The following is a 16,971-nucleotide window of genomic DNA, read 5'->3' as shown; positions in this document are numbered from 1 at the left end:
CTTATAGGGAGGCGGACGGAATTGGTGTAAAAAAGAAAACACACAGAATTCATAAAGCCTCCTTCTTAGGAGGCTTTTTTTATAGACAGGGAATACAACATGGCAGACTTAGAGCAGATCCGAACAAAAATAACAGAGCTCGATCAATCGCTATTATCTTTACTCACTGAGCGTCGCCAACTCAGCGTTGAAGTGGCTAAAAGCAAAATAGAAAACCCCAAAGCTATTCGCGACCAAGAGCGCGAGCAGCTATTGCTGGTAAAGCTGATCAATAAAGGCCGCGAATTAGGCTTAGATGCGCACTATGTAACGCAGCTTTACCACACAATTATTGAAGACTCGGTGCTCTCTCAACAAGCCTTTCTGCAAGGTATTACTAACCCTGATAAACATACGCCGGCGGTACGTGTCGCATTCTTGGGTAATAAAGGGTCATACAGTAATATTGCCACCCATCAATACTTCTCTCGTTACAAAAAACAAATTGTTGAGTTTGGCTGTAGTGGCTTCCAAGACATTGTAGATACCGTTGAATCTGGCCAAGCTGATTACGGTATGTTGCCGATTGAAAATACTAGCTCTGGCAGTATTAATGAAGTTTACGACGTCATGCAGCATACCAGTTTGTCTATTGTGGGTGAGTTATCGATAGCTATCGACCACTGTGTTTTAGCACACCCTAACGCTAATTTAGAACACATCACGACCTTGTATGCGCACCCTCAACCTTACGCGCAATGCAGTGCTTACCTACGAACTTTAGCAAGCACTCGAGTTGATTTTGTTGATAGTTCATCAAAAGCAATGGAAGTGGTCGCCAGCGGCGACGACTTAACGGTTGGTGCGATTGGTAGTCAGGTCGGCGGCGAAATGTATGGCCTACAGGCGCTAAAAACAAACATTGCCAATCAGCAACAAAACTATACTCGTTTCATTGTGGTATCTCGTAAACCGGTCGATGTTGCTGAACAAGTGCCAGCTCGCACGACCTTTATCATGTCTACTGCACAACAGGCAGGCTCGTTGGTTGAAGCGTTATTGGTATTGCGAGAGCATGATATCAACATGAGTAAGCTAGAATCTCGCCCAGTACAGGGTAATCCTTGGGAAGAGATGTTTTATGTTGACGTATCCGCCAATGTGAAATCTGCGCAAATGCAATCTGCTTTGGCCGAGTTAACCCGTTTAACTCGCTATATCAAAGTCTTAGGTTGCTACCCAAGTGAAAATGTAGACCCCACCTTAATTCCGCTCGAAGCGTTAGCCCATCAGCAGATGACCGGCAATGAAGCGCCTAGCTTAATCAATACCGTGCAAGCTGATGGAGCCCTATCAAGTCGTTCTCATAAATCAAGTAACACCGTAGTCCGTGTTGGTGATGTAAAAATAGGTGATGGTGGATTTATTACCTTCACGGGACCAGGCGCGGTTGAGTCAGAGCAACAGATACTCCATTGTGCGGGCGCAGCTAAAGAAAGTGGTGCGGCTGTATTAGCCGCAGGTTGCTTCAAGCCTCGCAGTTCTCCTTATAGCTTCAAAGGTTTAGGTGAAGAAGGGTTAAATTACCTAAACGTTGCGGGTAAAAAATACAAGTTACCCACAATGACCGAAGTCAGTGCGGTAGACCAAGTAGTCATGTTAGCTGCTAAAGCTGATATTTTGCATGTTCGCTCTCGCCATATGAAGAACTTCAACCTATTAAAAGAGTTAGGTAAATCAACGCGCCCTATTCTGCTAGAGCGCAACAATATGGCTTCGATAGATGAGTGGCTGCATGCCGCAGACTACATTTTGGCGCAAGGTAATCAGCAAGTCATTTTATGTGAAGCCGGAGTGAGAACTCTAGAAGGTAAAAACAAGCTTACTTTGGATCTAGGTGCTATTAGCTTACTTCGTCAACGCACCCACCTACCTATTGTAGTGAATCCAGGCGAAGCCGTTGAAGATTTAAGTGCGGTAGCCCCAATGGCTAAAGCGGCCAAATTGTTAGGTGCTGACGGTATCGTGCTTTGCGCCCACCCTTCACCTAGCGACGCCAGTGTAGACGCGGATAAATCTCTCGACTTTAATCAGTTACAACAACTAATGTCAGCGCTTTATTAAAGCTGGTGAGTTAACAGAAAACTACCGCTAAATACGCGGCCTTGGTATTTCACCGAGGCCGCGAATCTTTCCCCCTAAGACAGCCCTACCCACCACCCAGCGACTATCATTGATACCTTCCCCCCCGAAAACTGATTAAAGCCACATTATTTAACCATTCGCTTACTTTTCACCTATATGGGTGATGTAGCAAAACGGACGATTTTATATATTAGTTCAATGGGTTTGACGTCTTTAGATAATGACTAATAAAGGGACGATGATGAACATCTTATATCCTTTGGCTCTCGCCCTAGGGGGGGCGATACTGGTTAGTACTGACCAACGTGAACAGCTTGAGCAGCCAACCATCCCATCAAAACTGGAAATCATAGCCATTGATGGCAAACTCGAAAATGCTCAAGTCTGGCTAGACCGCAACAACAATTTTATTTGCGACCTTGACGAACCTAGCGCAACGTCAAATAAATTTGGCAAAGCTTCGCTCAATATCACCGCTTACCCTGAGTACAGCAAATCCCCAATAGTGGTGATGGCGATTGCAGGCCAAACCATCGATCAACACTTACCGAATAAAACGATAAGCCATTCATACTTGATGTCGGCCCCCGCAGGACAAACAGAAATAAGCCCTTTGTCGACCTTAGTACATTTAGAGATGATAAACCAAGGCGGCCAAACACTCAGCAGCAATTGATCTAGATGCTAATCTATGCCGATTAGGCACCGCTTTCGCTTTATTTTTCGCCCTCATGCCGTTAACGTTATTTTACAATCTGCTTGTCATTTTAATTGGATAACAATGACGTTATGCGTAACACGGAACCGTTACCCGAAACTCTAATAGGCAAAATTTACGATACCTCCTTAAACCCTGCTCAATGGCCGGAGCTATTGGAGCAGCTGGTAGAATACCTTCCTCTACAGGCTCAACAACTTACTGGCGAACACGCCATGTTGGGGAGCGAAGGACAACTAAGTACTTGTGTGGTGCCATCCCAAAACAAAGTGTTAGACGAACTAGTCGCACACCTTGAGCGCAGTGCTCACATTTGCCAACAAATCGCGAAGGGCCAAGACCAGCAGCTTTTGCAAAACAAGCTGTTTGAACAACTCCCTCTTCCGGCCTTGTTGCTTTCATCAACAGGGCAAGTACTGCAAACCAACCAGCAAGCACGTAATACGCTTGAAAAAACCACGTCGTTAAAAGTCAGTGATGCCAAAGTCGTCATGGCGCAACGGCAAGTTCAACGCCAATTTAACCAAGCAATGGAGCAACTGTGCGCTCCAAACCCTAAACATAGCTCGATAAGCTTACAGGTGGGAGAAAGCTTCCAACCAAACAGCATTAGCTTAAATTTATCTCGAGTGGTTGATGTATGGCAGCAAGGTGGCCAGGTTCTGGTGTTAATCGCTTGCGCAGAAGCTTTAGTGGAGGTTGATTTAGACAGTTTCGCTGCACGTTATAGATTAACGCCGGCTGAAGTACGCATCATGGCTCAACTTCTAAAGGAGCGCACCCTCAGTCAGATAGCTAGCAACAACACCATTTCAATCAATACGGTGCGAACTCAACTAAAGGCTATCTTTGCTAAAACCGCTTGCCACCGACAAAGTGAGCTAATAAAACTGGCTTTAACCCATGGTAGCACCAAAACTGCTAAACCTCAGTTAACGCCCAGCTTATTGCAACAACAGCACCTTAGTGCGCCATGTTACCATCAGCAACTGCGCTTAGATGACCGCCAACATGCCTATAGCGATGTGGGCTTAAGCTCTGACTTACCCGTGTTAATGTTTCACCCCAGCACTGGCTCTCGCTTACAACAACACCCAAATAAAAATACAGTATTCGAACAAGGGGTAAGGCTCATCACCGCTGACAGAGCAGGTTTTGGTTTAGCCAGCACAAATTATAAGCCGAGTTTACAACAGTCTGCTAAAGATAGCTTACGTCTGGCTGACCATCTAAAGTTAGATCGGTTTTGTGTTGCCGGTTTTTGCGGAGGAGGGCCTTTTGCCTTGGCGTTAGCAGCATTAGCACCTGATCGGGTGATTCATACTACGCTGATTAGCAGCGTGACCCCTTACCAACCCATAAAACTTTTGCACGGGGTAAAAGCAAGCAACAAGCTGCTTGCCTATATTGGCTTAAATGCACCGAATATAATGCACCCCTTGCTAACCTTTCTTGCTCGTAATGTAATGAGTGACCCTGAGCGCTACTTCGATCAGGTCTATCCATTTTTATGCGAAAGTGATGCTGCGGCCCTTTCTGAACCGGAAGTAACCAGCAACTTTCTATTAGCTTTTAGGGAGGCAATGCGACAAGGACCATCAGCATTTGCCAATGAATTATCTTTACTCAGCCAAGACTGGTCGCTGAATCTGTCTGAGATAAACTCCCCCATCAGTATTTGGCATGGGGCTCAAGATCAGCATGTGCCGATTCAACTAGCTCGCTTACTTTGTAGCGCCCTACCCAATGCAAAACTGCATGAATTACCAGCACATGGTCATTTGCTTATCTATCACTGCTGGGAGCAAGTGCTAAACAATATAAAGCGCAGTGCTAAACGACCCCAAACCTGTCTAGCTTAAGCGCCCCCCTTTTATGCTGATAGCCGCGTTCTAAAACAACAAAGCCCAGTTTTCTACTGGGCTTTGAGAATTAAATGACCTGAAATATAGTTAGAAACGACCGCGGCCACCACCGCCCATTCCACCCATACCGCCCATTCCACCCGGAGGCATCATGCCTTTCATTTGGCTCATCATCTTACGCATGCCACCTTTACCCGACATTTTTTTCATCATTTTTTGCATCTGAGTAAATTGTTTAAGCAACTTATTCACATCTTGAATCTGAGTACCTGACCCCATCGCAATACGACGCTTACGCGAGCCTTTAATAATTTCAGGACGTTTGCGTTCACCAGGCGTCATTGAATTGATGATCGCTTCCATTTGATTGGTTAGCTTATCATTCATTTGATCTTTAACATTGTCAGGAACTTGGCCCATACCAGGCAATTTATCCATCATGCCCATCATGCCGCCCATACTTTTCATTTGTACTAGCTGTTCACGGAAATCTTCTAAATCGAAGCCCTTACCTTTTTGAACTTTTTTGGCTAGCTTTTGAGCTTGGTCTTTATCAACCTTACGCTCTACTTCCTCAATTAAAGAGAGAACATCTCCCATACCCAAAATACGAGATGCAATACGATCAGGGTGGAACGGTTCTAACGCGTCGGTTTTTTCACCCACACCCATAAATTTAATCGGCTTGCCAGTAATATGACGAATCGATAGTGCAGCACCACCACGTGCGTCACCATCGGTTTTAGTCAAGATAATACCGGTTAATGGCAGCGCTTCGTTAAAGGCTTGAGCGGTGTTTGCAGCATCTTGCCCCGTCATGGCGTCAACCACGAATAAGGTTTCTACCGGCGTGACTGCTTCATGTAAGGCCTTTATCTCGCTCATCATGTCTTCGTCAACATGCAAACGACCCGCAGTATCCACTAATAATACATCGGCAAATTGCTTACGCGCTTCTGCAATAGCACCGTTGACAATATCGACTGGATTTTGGTTTTCATTACTCGGGTAAAAAATGGCATCAACTTCAGTCGCTAAGGTCTCAAGCTGTTTGATTGCAGCGGGGCGATAAATATCGGCGCTCACTACCATCACTTTTTTCTTTTCACGCTCTTTTAAGAACTTAGCGAGTTTGGCTACAGAAGTAGTTTTACCAGCCCCTTGCAGGCCAGCCATCATTACCACCGCCGGAGGCTGAGTCGCTAAATTTAGGCTTTCGTTAGAGTCGCCCATAGCCGCTTCAAGCTCTTGCTGGACAATTTTAACGAATACTTGACCAGGACTAAGGCTTTTATTGACTTCTTGGCCCAGCGCACGTTCTTTTACTTTTTTGACAAACTCACGAACCACCGGCAAGGCTACGTCGGCTTCTAACAAAGCCATACGAACTTCACGTAGCGTATCTTTGATGTTGTCTTCAGTTAAGCGGCCACGGCCACTAATATTCTTTAATGTTTTCGAGAGTCGATCAGATAAGTTTTCAAACATGCTATTTCCTGTTGATCATATAGCGAGCATAGTTCAGCCGGCACATTATACCTTAGCAACGAGATTCTAAAAGCTAATTCTAGCTCTAGCTGATTAGGCCGAGTATACTGAATGTCCAACAATCAGTTAGTTAACTTAAAATCATGAATGTATTGGTACTTCCTACCACCATATTTTATCTGTTAGCCGCCTATGTTTGTATTACGGGTTTAGTAAACAAACAAAGTGGCCCGAATAAATGGTTATGGCTCAGCGCAGGCTGCGCCATTGTACTGCATGGCGTTTGGGTTGCTGAACATTTATTTTTAGCCCAAGGGCAAGATTTAAGTATTTTTAATGTGGCAGGTTTAGTGAGCTTGCTGATCGCCATCACTGTCACCTCTTTGACCCAACATTTTAAGTTGTGGTTTATTCTCCCTGTGGTTTATCTGTTCTCGATTATCACCATGCTGCTAGCGGTAATGATCCCCAGCGATTACATTATTCATCTGGAGCTTAAACCCGAAGTATTAATCCACATCAGTGTCGCCTTAGCTGCTTTTACGGTATTGATGATAGCGAGTCTTTATGCGCTGCAAATGGCTTATTTAGACTGGACCTTAAAACGGCATAAACCCGGTGCTATTCACCCGGCAATGCCTTCGTTAATGAGTATTGAGAAACAACTATTTGTGTTGATTCGAGTTGGTGTCATCTTACTGAGTGTTTCACTGCTCAGTGGTTTCTTTTTCTTGACCGACTTTTTTACTGGCGGTAGAGGCCATAAAGCTATCTTTAGCTCTGTTGCTTGGCTGATCTACGCGGGTTTATTGTGGGGTCACCACTATCGGGGCTGGCGAGGCAAGATAGTGGTAATAATGACGGTAATTGCGTCGATATTGCTGTCTTTAGCTTATTTTGGTTCACGCTTTGTTAAGGAAATTATCCTTAGCTAGCAAACTCACCTTGACAGCCCTTTGAGCCAACATATAAATTAGAGGGCTTATACTAATCAAGGATTCTCCTGCTTGGACGACATCTCTACGAGTAGCTTATTATTACTGCTCGTGTTCCTCATTATTTGCTCTGCATTTTTTTCTAGCTCTGAAACTGGCATGATGTCGCTTAATCGCTACCGTCTGCGACATCTAGTTAATACGAAGCACAATGCAGCCAAACGAGTCGACAAACTACTGCAACGCCCAGATCGCTTAATTGGCCTGATTCTTATCGGTAACAATCTAGTGAACATCTTTGCCTCGGCTATCGCAACGATTATTGGATTACGTTTATTTGGTGATGTAGGTGTCGCTATTGCTACTCTTGCCCTTACTTTTGTGATTCTTATTTTTGCCGAAGTCACACCAAAAACCATGGCCGCGCTCTATCCTGAAAAAATAGCGTTTCCTGCATCATTGTTGTTACGCCCGTTGATGAAGCTATTGTTTCCAGTGATATGGGCCACTAATGGGGTTACCAATGGCTTACTTCGCCTGCTGGGCGTAAACCCTGAAAACAAAGATGGAGAGGCCTTAAACTCAGATGAGTTACGCACGGTTGTAGACGAAGCGGGCACGATGATACCCAAGCGCCACCAAGATATGTTGTTAAGTATTCTCGATCTTGAGAAAGTGACGGTAGACGACATCATGATCCCGCGAAATGAAATTGCGGCTATCGACATCAACGACGATTGGGAAAGTATTCTACGCCAACTAACCCAAAGCACTCACACTAAAATTTTGTTGTTCCGCGATACCATTGACGATTCGGTGGGTTTTGTTCATTCGCGTGACGCTTTACGCCTGCTTTCGCGTGAGCAGTTTGATAAGACCTCCATGCTACGAGCAGTTAAAGAAATTTACTTCATTCCTGAAGGCACTCCGCTTAACGTTCAACTATTAAAGTTTCAACGCCGCAAAGAACGCATTGGTTTAATCGTGGACGAATATGGCGATATTCAAGGCTTAGTCACCCTAGAAGATATTCTGGAAGAAATCGTTGGTGATTTCACCACCAGTATCGCGCCCGCACTGAGCGATGAAATTCACCCACAAATTGACGGTAGTTATTTAGTTGAAGGCACGGTAAACGTTCGAGACCTGAATAAGGAAATGACCTGGAAGCTGCCCACCGATGGTCCTAAAACGCTTAATGGGCTGATCGTAGAGCATTTGGAAGACATTCCAGACGCCAATCTCTGTCTTCGCCTCGCGGGCTACCCCATCGAAATTGTGGAAACTGAGAACAATACAGTGAGCCTCGCTCGAGTGATGCCGGCGTTTTACACCAAGCCTAAAGAAAAGCAATAAGGGGTGAAAAACCGCTGAACCGCAAGGTGCTTTATTGCAGCGATAAAAAAACCAGCATACTGCTGGTTTTTTACCTTAAGCAGTCTGTTTACAGCTTACCTAAGATCTCATCAGACAAACCCAGTTGGTCATTTTGGTTTACGCTGATACCGCGATCAATGATGTTCTTAGCAATACTTTTGGCTTCATCCAGCGAGTGCATAGAGTAAGTGCCACATTGGTACTCATTCAGCTCAGGGATGTCGCTTTGATTAGCGACAGCCAATACGTCATGCATCGACGCTAACCATGCTTCTGCTACTTGCTGTTCGTTAGGGCTACCAATTAAGCTCATGTAAAAGCCGGTACGACAGCCCATTGGTGAAATATCAATGATTTCTACATCGGCAGAGTTTAAATGCTGACGCATAAAGCCAGCATATAAGTGCTCTAGGGTATGGATCCCTTTCTCTGACAATATTTCTTCGTTAGGTACGCAGTAACGTAAATCAAAAACAGTAATGGTATCTTTGCTCGGCGTAGACATGGTTTTGGCTACTCGAACCGCAGGTGCGTGCATGCGCGTGTGATCAACGGTAAAACTATCTAATAAAGGCATGATTTTCTCTCTTCATCTCCCAGCGGAACTGGGCTTACATAATTGGATGTATTCAACCAAAAAATAGCCGCCAAAGCCAGCTACTATCTAGATCGTCTTTACACTTATTATACTGTGCCGCATAACGTTTAGAACGTTGGTCTACGGTACCAGCAACTTTCACTAACCATTGTTTTTGTCGATACGTACCGCGCTTATAGCCGCCCCACCCTTCGTGGTAGTTGAGGTACTGATTACGCGCGTCCCATTTAGAAACACCGTTTATGGTGTGTGTTTTGGTGGTAAACCAACCCATAAAATCGATAGCATCATCAAAATTGGTGCGTGAAGACCAAGAGTTACCGGTCTCTTTGACATAATCATCCCAGGTCATGGTTTTAGCTTGGCTATAGCCATAAGCGCTGCTTGCTCGCCCTACCGGAATAAAACCTAACCAATATTGCATAGGTGGCCGAGCATTATGTTTAAAGCTTGATTCTTGATACATCATCGCCATGGGAACATGCACCGGTGTTCCCCATTTCTTGTTCATTTTTTTGGCCGATTTATACCAATCTCGCTTTTCTTCAAAAATACTACACAAGTTTTCAGGGTCTTGTGGCGGTGCGCTACTGCATCCAGCCAAAATAGCTAAACCAGAAACTAACAACACTACCCTGGCAACCCTAACAACAATCATTTCCCTATTTATTGGCATTCTCAAAATACTTCGCTAAAAAGTGATCAAAATCGAGGTCATCACTGGCTTCTATTGCTTGTTGATCAATAAAGCTTTGCTCAGCCATCGCGCTAAAGTCATGAGCTTGCCAGTTAATACTCGAATGACCAAGCATCTCATCGCGATACTGTGCAGCCCATTGCAAGCCTAAGCCACTGTTGTCTTCGGCTTGCTCTTTTAATAACCGCAAAAAGCGAGAAGAATAAGTATTGTCGTTGACAACATCAGCGAATACTTCGTCTAAGGCATCAGAAAAATCACGACTCTCGCGTTGAATATCGAGTAATTCGGCAGCTTGCGCCATCTGAGCGAGCAGCGTGTCGATGTGTTCAGGTAGCCGCTTGGTACTTTGCCCAATGCTAAGCGCTAACTCAGGATTACGCCCCTGAATCGCCACCGAGTTAAAGTTATTTCGGCATTGCTGCAACTCAGCTTGATCCATTTCTGGCGAATCCATTAATACACAGGCGAGTAACAAACTATCAATAACCCGCACTTGTGACTCCGTGACACCGACAGCACTATACGGGTTAACATCCAAGGCACGAATTTCAATGTACTCAATGCCATCTTCTGCTAAAGCTTGTGAGGGAGTTTGCCCAGGCTTGGCCACGCGTTTCGCGCGGATCGGTGCGTAAAGCTCATTTTCAATTTGTAATATATTGGCATTTAACTGGCGGTACTCACCATCCACTTTAACGCCAATTTTAGCAAACTCATCTGAGTGACTACTAACGGCTTTGCGAACACTTTTCACATATTCACTAACGCTATTGTAGTTAACGTATAACGCGTTTTGCGCCGAACTGGTATAACCCAAATCACTTAAACGTAATGAGGTAGCGTAAGGGAGGTATAAGGTGCCACGGCCCATACTCTCAAACGCTAATTCGCTTTCGCCAGCGTTCATAAACGAACCACATAAGGCCGGTGAAGCACCATACAAATATGCCACTATCCAACCGAAACGGTAAAAGTTACGGATTAGCCCCATATAACGCTGCGAGATATACGCTGATAGAACTTGTGTATCACCTTCAACCTGCTGCAGGGTTTGCCAAAACTCTAGAGGTAATGAAAAATTATAATGAACCCCAGAAATAACCTGCATGGCACTGCCATAGCGGTGATGTAAGCCTTGGCGGTAGGCATGTTTCATTTTACCAATATTTGATTGACCATAATCAGCCAAGACAATATCTCGGTCGTTGCCGATATAACAAGGCATACTTAAGGGCCATAAGCGCTGACCATCAAGTTGTTTCAGCGTTTCATGGTGAATATCCGTAAGCCTTGATAACACCTGTTCTACGCTATCAGAAACTGGCGTAATAAACTCGAGTAAGGTTTCGGCGTAATCAGTCGTAATTAAGGGGTGAGTTAAGGCTGCCCCAAGAGCTTTAGGATGGCCATTAGGCGCTAACTTCCCCTGCTCACAAATACGTAATGCTTCACGTTCAATACCGCGCTTTATGCCTAGCACACCGGTATCTGCTAATGCTGCGCTTAATTGCGTCAGCCGAGTCGTAAATTGTTGAGTCAAGTTGAACTCACTATGTTGTTATAACGCGTAATGGGGCAAAGCATAGCGAGTTCACTGGCTTTTTGCCACCATCGGCGTAAGTGCTTTTACAATGCAAGTTCTTGAACTGGCATACCTATTTTCTTTAATTCTGGTAACAGCTGCTGTTTATCCCCCACCACAACCACAATCATTTGCTCAGGCGAAAAATACTTAGCGGCGAGTTGCTGTAACTCTGCTTGGCTAATACTGGCAGTAATGTGGTTCTGGGTGGCGACAAATTCAGGCCCTAAATCAAAGGCCAACATTTGCATCAGAAATGAGGCCTTTTGCGAAGGGGTGGCATAAGCTAGTGCCTCTTGCTGCGAAACCGCACTGCGCATATAAGCCAGCTCTTGTTCGCTTGGGCCGCTCTTTGAGTATGCCGCTAACTCTGAGAGTAATTCTTTAATCGCTGGCGCGGTAGCGTCTTGACGCACGTCGGTAGAAATCACAAAGCTTCCACTGTCTTTAAAACCACCAAAGCCACTACTTACGCCGTAGGTGTAACCCTTATCTTCACGTAAATTGATATTGATGCGACTATTAAAATTGCCACCAAAGTTAAAGTTCATCAAATTCGCTTTAAAGTATTCACCGGTTGCATCGTAAGGCATCGCTGAGCGACCTATACGAATAACCGACTGCACAGCACCGGGTTTATCTAACAGGTAAATAGTATTACTCGTCGCGGATGGTTTCGTTGCCAAAGAAGCTATTTGGCTGGCCTGGCCTTGCCATTGCTGAAGCACTTCAAGTGCCAACTCTAGCTCTGTTTGGCCTAAATTGCTCACCGCTACCAGTTGGCTACCATTGGGTTGATAATGACCTAACCAAAACTGTTTAACATCGTCAAGAGTGATGGACGCTACACTATCTCGGCTACCAGCACTCGAGGTTGCTAACCGGCTACCTTCACCAAAAAATAAACGTTGGCTAGCGATACTGGCCAACCAACTGGGTTGATTAAACTTTTGTTCAATACTTTGTAAATGACGCGCTTTTTCGCGGGCAAATTCTTGTTGATCAAACGCTGGGGTAAGTAAGCGTTGTTGTAAAATATCTAAAGCCTGAGGCAAAGTTTCAGTTAACGAGTTCAGGTTAATGTTCTGGCTATACAAACCACCGCTAAAACTCACCGATGCCCCTAGTTCTTCAAGCTGATCGGCTAAATCGGCGGCTTTGGATTGCTGGGTGCTTTGCATCAGCATTTGGGCAGTCAATTTAGCTAAACCTTCTTTACCTACAGGTTCTGATATGCTGCCACCGGGCATTCTAAACTGCAGTGTAACGGTCGGCGTATGCTGCTCTGAGGTCGCTAATATTTGTAAGCCATTACTTAGCGTGGTTTGCCATAACTCGGGCAGTTTAACCGTCACAGCGGGGCCTGACGCAGGCTCAACACTTCTATCAAACTTATCATGCACTTCACGCAACGCCAGCTGCTGGTCATCAAGATGTTGATACTCTGGCAGCACCCTCGGTTCTGGTTGATAATTGTCTCGCCCAGCAACAAGCTGAGTTTGCCCTTTCGGCACCACACTCATGACTACCCTAGGTTTATTCAATATGTAGTGTTGATAGGCCTGCTGTACATGTTTATCGTCTACATTTTTGAACTGTTCTAGCACTTGGCTGATATATAAAGGTTGGCCAAAGAACGTTTCGCCAAACGCCAGTTGGGTCACCACATCAGAGACACTTTCTAAGCTATAAATGGTTGACGCTTTGAGTGAAGCACGCACCCGTTGTAAATCGTCAGCGTTTACCCCTCTAGCCGCAAAATCATTAATCGCTTGGTCAACCTCACTTTGCAGCTGCGCCAAGGTTAAACCTGCTTGTGGGTTGGCTCTTACATAAATCGACAAGGTACAGGCCATCTCTCGGCAATAGTGAGAGCTACCAGCCGATAAAGCCTTGCCGCTTTCTACTAAAGATTGGTATAGCAAAGAGCTTTTTCCCCCACCCAAAATTTCGGAGAACATATCCAAGGCGACCTCGTCTTCAGCGCCTGCGTATACGGTTGGGTAGCTAATGTAAAGCAGCGGAATGTGCACTCTGTCTTCTAGAGAGATATAACGCGTTTCGTTTAGCTGTGCTGGTTGCGGCTCGATAGGAGGAACGTCAGGACCGCTAGCAATACTGCCAAAGTATTGGTTAATCCAGGCAAGCGTTTGCTGTTCATCGATATCACCGCCAATGCTTAATACTGCATTATTAGGTCCATACCACCGCAAGAAAAACGCTTTTAGGTCATTAACATCCACCCGATTAAGGTCTTCGACGTAACCAATTGGTTGCCATGAATAGGGGTGATCACGCGGATACAAGGCTTCATCAACCCGCTCCGACAACAAACCGTAAGGGGCATTATCAACTCGCTGAGCGCGTTCATTTTTTACTGTGTCACGTTGAATTTCAAATTTCTTCTGGCTTACGGCATCCAATAGAAAGCCCATCCGGTCCGCTTCTAACCACAGTACTTTTTCCAGTTGGTTTGCCGGCACGGTTTGATAATAGTTAGTACGATCTTTAGAGGTAGAGCCATTCATGGTTCCACCGGCTTCGTTAATAATGCGAAAATGTTCTTGGTCACCGACGTGTTTAGAGCCTTGAAACATCATGTGTTCAAAGAAATGAGCAAAGCCAGATTTGCCGGGTTCTTCACGATTAGAACCTACATGATAAGTCACATCTACATGCGCTAGTGGCGCATTATCGTCTTGATATAACAATACGGTTAAGCCATTGGCTAAACGGTATTTTTTATACGCAATTTGAATGTCACTATTATTGGCCTGTGATGCCTCAATTAGCTCAATGCCTTTTGGTAGCAGGGTATCTTGCTTGGAATCTACCTGGGTACACCCCACTAAGCTCAAAATGCTAAGCACACTTAACCATCTAAGCACTATACTGACCTCTCTCTATCTAAAATAATGGCAATTAAATACTGGCTATCGAGCTGCCGATCAGCAATAGCAGAGTGTAACGAATCGTTTTTCCAATCAACATCGCCAACGTACATTGCCAAACGGAAAGCTTGGCAGCGCCAGCAATAAAGCACAATGCGTCGCCAATCACCGGGGCCCAACTCATTAATAAGCTCCAAGCACCGTATTGACTCAACCAAGGCTTTGCTTTGGTTTGTTCACTAATATTAGGTAACCACGTGAACCGTCGATTGCCGTAATTAAATGCGCCCCAGCCCATCGCAAAAGTGACTAAACCGCCAATGGTGTTTCCGACACTGGCCACCACCAACAAACTCAACCATTGCTCTGGCACTTGCGTCGCTAAGCTGAGTAATAATACTTCGGAGCTGCCCGGCAACAACGTGGCCGACACAAATGCACTAACAAACAGTAAGACTAACAATAGAACGGCCTACTCAACAAAATAGTTCGCTGGCCACAAATCTCTTACATCGATGACGTCCATGCCGGCCGCCTGCGCAGCAGCGACTCCAGCGTCAGCATCTTCGAATACTAAGCAAGCTTGCGGCGGCACCTGCATTAATTCGGCACACTTCAAAAAGGTATCGGGTGCCGGTTTATGCTCTGCGACTAAATCAGCCCCAACAATCGCCTTAAACTTGTCGGCAATCCCCAGCTTAGCTAACAGCAATTGGGCCTGTTGCTGACTCGCACCAGTACCTACCGCCATTGGCTTTTTACCGAGGTAGTACTCAAACACCTCAATCAAAGGCGTGGCGAGCACTTCATTATTCACTAATTGGTGGTAATGCTGTTCTTTAGTTTCAACCACCGCAGCAACATCAACATTACTGATATGGGCATCCGCCAGCAGTTTTTCAACCGATAGCCCCGTTGGCATGCCACTCATGGCTAACATTTGTTCGGCGGTATACGGAATATTGAATAACTGTAAAGCAAACTCCCAAGCAGATTGGTGTTGCTTCATAGAGTCGATGAGCGTTCCGTCCATATCAAAAATAAAGGCTTGGTAGTTTTGGTATTGTTGGATATTCATTGAGTACTCTTTGATTACTAGGGCTAAACAACTGCCGATTCAGCCAGCATCATACCAATAACCATAAACAATAGTTTACTAAATTTGGTTTGAGCTAAACTTATATTAAAACCTCATTCAACTCTGATCACGAATACTGGGGGGTTGCTTGATTGTTCTTTGAAGGTTAACGCAGAAGCCGCTTAAAGCGCTTCGCAACATTTGCTTCAGCAGGTAAACTACCAATAGCTCAATTACTTAAGTGGACAGTGGAAATACTATGGTTCGTTTCTTCTTAATTCCTTTGTTACTCACTTTGCTTTGGACACTATTTTTATTCCATTTTGGTTTAAGTTTTAAGCAAGGGAGAAAAGGCTATTATTGGATAATTGGCGTGAGTAGCTTACTCATTGGTTTTTTCAGTTTAATGATTTGGCTTACTCATTAAAGCAAAAAAAAAAGCTTGCCGAAGCAAGCTTTTTAAGTGATGTCATTGCGGCAATTAGCCACCCACTAACGAAAGCAGCACACCGGCAGCAACCGCACTACCAAGCACACCAGCCACGTTTGGCCCCATAGCGTGCATTAGCAGGAAGTTATGAGGGTTAGCTTCAAGTCCAACTTTGTTTACCACACGAGCAGCCATAGGAACCGCCGATACACCAGCAGCGCCAATCAATGGATTAATCTTACCACCACTCATTCGACTCATTAATTTCGCCATCAATACGCCAGAGGCAGTACCAATCGCAAAAGCCACCGCGCCCAAACCAAGAATACCCAAAGTTTCTACGGTTAAGAACTTGTCAGCAGACAACTTAGAACCCACCGCCAAACCGAGGAAAATGGTGACAATGTTAATCAACTCATTTTGTGCAGTTTTGCTCAAACGGTCAACCACCCCACTTTCACGCATCAAGTTTCCTAAACAAAACATCCCAACTAGTGGGGTAGCTGCGGGTAAGAATAAGATGGTGAGGCCAAGCACAGCGATAGGGAAAATGATTTTCTCACGCATGCTTACTGGACGAAGTTGCTCCATCTGAATTTCGCGCTCTTCTTTGCTGGTAAGAGCTTTCATAATTGGAGGCTGAATAATCGGCACCAACGCCATGTATGAGTATGCCGCTACGGCAATTGCACCGAGCAAGTCTGGCGCTAATTTCGACGCCAAGAAAATGGCTGTAGGGCCATCCGCTCCACCAATAATGGCGATAGCAGAAGCATCGGCTAAGGTGAAATTAAAACCAGGAATCACATTAAGCGCAATCGCACCAAATAGTGTGGCGAAAATACCAAACTGCGCAGCAGCTCCCAATAGCAACATTCTGGGGTTCGCAATAAGCGCACCAAAGTCAGTTAGTGCACCAACCCCCATGAAGATCAGTAGTGGGAACACCCCCGTTTCGATACCCACATGGTAAATGTAGTAAAGCAAACCGCCTTCATCATTGAAGCCCGCATTGGGTATGTTTGCGAGAACTGCACCAAAGCCAATTGGTAGCAATAACAACGGCTCAAACTTTCTAACAATTGCCAAATAGAGTAATAACAGGCCAACGGCCATCATCACCAACTGACCCACCTCGAAATTAGCGATGCCTGTTTCAAGCCAAAGCTTCTTTAATCCTTCCAC

13 protein-coding genes and 1 other annotated feature (1 of these 14 cut by a window edge) are annotated in these 16,971 nt (G+C 45.1%); of the genes, 5 read left to right on the top strand and 8 right to left on the bottom strand.

Translation table 11 applies throughout. From position 1 onward, the window contains the following. Positions 1-83, top strand: a sequence feature (Phe leader region) (it extends 45 nt beyond the left edge of the window). A gap of 16 nt (positions 84-99) precedes the next feature. The 3 genes from aroF to ACVFI8_RS17315 all read left to right on the top strand — a co-directional run bounded on the left by aroF (position 100) and on the right by ACVFI8_RS17315 (position 4,704). Continuing rightward, positions 100-2,103 carry a 3-deoxy-7-phosphoheptulonate synthase gene (gene aroF / locus ACVFI8_RS17325; RefSeq protein ID WP_248712343.1) on the top strand — a complete coding sequence of 668 codons (2,004 nt, stop codon included), beginning with the start codon at positions 100-102 and terminating at the stop codon, positions 2,101-2,103. A 259-nt stretch (positions 2,104-2,362) separates the two neighbouring features. Beyond that, the gene (locus ACVFI8_RS17320; RefSeq protein WP_248712344.1) at positions 2,363-2,800 is read left to right on the top strand and encodes a hypothetical protein; all 438 of its coding nucleotides are present in this window, start codon (positions 2,363-2,365) and stop codon (positions 2,798-2,800) included. A gap of 113 nt (positions 2,801-2,913) precedes the next feature. Then, positions 2,914-4,704 (top strand): alpha/beta fold hydrolase, encoded by a 1,791-nt coding sequence (locus ACVFI8_RS17315; protein WP_457872064.1) that lies wholly within the window; start codon positions 2,914-2,916, stop codon positions 4,702-4,704. A 90-nt stretch (positions 4,705-4,794) separates the two neighbouring features. On the opposite strand, the gene ffh is transcribed toward ACVFI8_RS17315, so the two are convergent. Then, complete coding sequence (gene ffh, locus ACVFI8_RS17310) at positions 4,795-6,195, bottom strand: signal recognition particle protein (protein ID WP_248712346.1); 1,401 nt, start codon at positions 6,193-6,195, stop codon at positions 4,795-4,797. Positions 6,196-6,338: 143 nt separating this feature from the next. Between ffh and ACVFI8_RS17305 the strand changes: the two genes are divergently transcribed. After that, entirely contained in the window at positions 6,339-7,130 is a 792-nt protein-coding gene (locus tag ACVFI8_RS17305) for a cytochrome C assembly family protein (RefSeq protein ID WP_457872063.1), read from the top strand. Between the two features lie 72 nt (positions 7,131-7,202). Then, on the top strand, positions 7,203-8,486 hold the full coding sequence (locus ACVFI8_RS17300) for an HlyC/CorC family transporter (protein ID WP_248712348.1): 1,284 nt from the start codon (positions 7,203-7,205) through the stop codon (positions 8,484-8,486). An 88-nt stretch (positions 8,487-8,574) separates the two neighbouring features. On the opposite strand, the gene luxS is transcribed toward ACVFI8_RS17300, so the two are convergent. The 7 genes from luxS to ACVFI8_RS17265 all read right to left on the bottom strand — a co-directional run bounded on the left by luxS (position 8,575) and on the right by ACVFI8_RS17265 (position 16,971). Beyond that, positions 8,575-9,084 (bottom strand): S-ribosylhomocysteine lyase, encoded by a 510-nt coding sequence (gene luxS / locus ACVFI8_RS17295; protein ID WP_248712349.1) that lies wholly within the window; start codon positions 9,082-9,084, stop codon positions 8,575-8,577. A gap of 52 nt (positions 9,085-9,136) precedes the next feature. Further along, positions 9,137-9,763: a transglycosylase SLT domain-containing protein gene (locus ACVFI8_RS17290; protein WP_248715642.1), complete on the bottom strand. Its 627-nt coding sequence runs from the start codon at positions 9,761-9,763 to the stop codon at positions 9,137-9,139. 4 nt (positions 9,764-9,767) lie between these two features. Beyond that, positions 9,768-11,345 (bottom strand): glutamate--cysteine ligase, encoded by a 1,578-nt coding sequence (gene gshA / locus ACVFI8_RS17285; protein ID WP_248712350.1) that lies wholly within the window; start codon positions 11,343-11,345, stop codon positions 9,768-9,770. A gap of 86 nt (positions 11,346-11,431) precedes the next feature. After that, positions 11,432-14,275, bottom strand: coding sequence for a M16 family metallopeptidase (locus ACVFI8_RS17280; RefSeq protein WP_457872060.1), 2,844 nt, complete (start codon positions 14,273-14,275; stop codon positions 11,432-11,434). Positions 14,276-14,309: 34 nt separating this feature from the next. Beyond that, a complete protein-coding gene (locus ACVFI8_RS17275; protein ID WP_457872058.1) occupies positions 14,310-14,741 on the bottom strand; it encodes a YqaA family protein in 432 nt (143 codons plus the stop codon). Positions 14,742-14,750: 9 nt separating this feature from the next. Then, entirely contained in the window at positions 14,751-15,356 is a 606-nt protein-coding gene (locus ACVFI8_RS17270; protein WP_457872056.1) for a beta-phosphoglucomutase family hydrolase, read from the bottom strand. A gap of 481 nt (positions 15,357-15,837) precedes the next feature. Beyond that, positions 15,838-16,971, bottom strand: a complete 1,134-nt coding sequence (locus ACVFI8_RS17265) for a sodium ion-translocating decarboxylase subunit beta (protein ID WP_248712354.1) — start codon at positions 16,969-16,971, stop codon at positions 15,838-15,840.

Source organism: Agarivorans sp. MS3-6, from assembly GCF_054112545.1.
This window is presented reverse-complemented; position numbering and strand designations above follow the sequence as displayed.

Excerpts from the sequence above, each read along its gene's own strand:
- luxS (WP_248712349.1), bottom strand. The coding sequence starts at position 9,084 with ATGCCTTTATTAGATAGTTTTACCGTTGATCACACGCGCATGCACGCA.
- ACVFI8_RS17315 (WP_457872064.1), top strand. The coding sequence starts at position 2,914 with ATGCGTAACACGGAACCGTTACCCGAAACTCTAATAGGCAAAATTTAC.
- ACVFI8_RS17270 (WP_457872056.1), bottom strand. The coding sequence starts at position 15,356 with ATGAATATCCAACAATACCAAAACTACCAAGCCTTTATTTTTGATATG.
- ACVFI8_RS17305 (WP_457872063.1), top strand. The coding sequence starts at position 6,339 with ATGAATGTATTGGTACTTCCTACCACCATATTTTATCTGTTAGCCGCC.
- aroF (WP_248712343.1), top strand. The coding sequence starts at position 100 with ATGGCAGACTTAGAGCAGATCCGAACAAAAATAACAGAGCTCGATCAA.
- ACVFI8_RS17320 (WP_248712344.1), top strand. The coding sequence starts at position 2,363 with ATGATGAACATCTTATATCCTTTGGCTCTCGCCCTAGGGGGGGCGATA.
- ACVFI8_RS17290 (WP_248715642.1), bottom strand. The coding sequence starts at position 9,763 with ATGATTGTTGTTAGGGTTGCCAGGGTAGTGTTGTTAGTTTCTGGTTTA.
- ffh (WP_248712346.1), bottom strand. The coding sequence starts at position 6,195 with ATGTTTGAAAACTTATCTGATCGACTCTCGAAAACATTAAAGAATATT.